Genomic DNA, 1,229 nt, shown 5'->3' on the forward strand with positions numbered 1-1,229 from the left:
CCCCCAAAAAAACTTTGTGTCTTTGTGCCTTTGTGGTTCCCCTTCTTTTAAAGGTCTTGCGCAAAAAAGCCTTGAACCACAAAGACACGAAGACACAAAGGAAGCCTTTATTGGCTTGCGAGGCGAAGCCCCAAAAAAACTTTGTGTCTTTGTGCCTTTGTGGTTCCAATTAACGTAGGCTGCTGATATGCAACCCTGTCTTTGCCTCCCCGAATTTAACTTATATTTATAACGGCCACCGTGGAGTCGCTGCCCTTTGGTGTCATAACTGCCTCTTCGACCATTACCGGTGTCTTGTCCTCGTCAAAGATATGTAAATACCCGGAGGATAGACTCTCGTATATCGGGGAGTCAGGGTGTTGTTGGCCAAGGGTGTAGTAGGCACCGCGGAGGGGCGCGTTGTTTTCCTGCCTGACGCTCAGCAGTTCTTGATGGGGTTCAGGGCTAACAGGCAAATCGTAATGGTGTTCAGGTCTCTCAGGCCCGGGTTCGCTACCGGAGTGCCCCGGCATGGGGCGGTTACCGCCATCGTCAGTGGCTGATCTTTGGTAGAGGCGATAAGCGTACACACCAATAACACCGACCGCCGCCACAAAAAACAACGCGCCCACGGCGATACCGGCCATGGTGGCGGTACCCGATGATGCCACCGGCGTTGGCGCGGTAAGCGTGACTGGACAGGTGAGCGAGGCATCAGTGCCATAAAGTGTATCAGGGGCCTGGCAGTCGGGTTTTGCCAGGCGGGGGTCAACATTTTTACAGAAATCAGTTTTTAAAAGTTCACTGCATTTCATCTGGTCGGTGTTATTCTGCAGTATATCCTTAACACGGACATTACAAACATACGGGTCAACGCCTCCCATGATATCGGCTTTGCCAGGGCTGGTAACATTGCTGTTAATCACCGTGGTCCGGGCGACACTTCCTTCGTTATTTCCTGCGCCAATACCGGCAAGAGAATGCTTGTCAAAGGTTTGTACGTCGCAATTCACCGCTGTTGTTTTGGTAACCATACCGGTATTTTTACCCGCCCCGATACCGGCATTCGTATCGCCTTTCTTCCCCCCTATTATGCCAACAGTGGTCACAGTGCAGTTAAACGCTGTTGTGTTGGCAACATTGCCTTCATTGATCCCTGCTCCGATACCGGCATTACCGGCATTAAATGCCCTTTTTATATAGCCAGGGGGTAGTTTATAAGAGGTTGACACTGTGCAGTTTATCGCCTT

1 protein-coding gene is annotated in these 1,229 nt (G+C 50.9%); it reads right to left on the bottom strand.

Annotated elements, in window-relative coordinates; all coding sequences use genetic code 11:
• Positions 1–215: 215 nt before the first annotated feature.
• Positions 216–1,229, bottom strand: a 1,014-nt coding sequence (locus KDK14_RS09320) for a hypothetical protein (protein WP_257264827.1), incomplete at its 5' end; no start/stop codon positions are given.

It is taken from the genome of Endozoicomonas sp. ONNA2, assembly GCF_024606365.1.
Lineage (GTDB): Bacteria > Pseudomonadota > Gammaproteobacteria > Pseudomonadales > Endozoicomonadaceae > Endozoicomonas.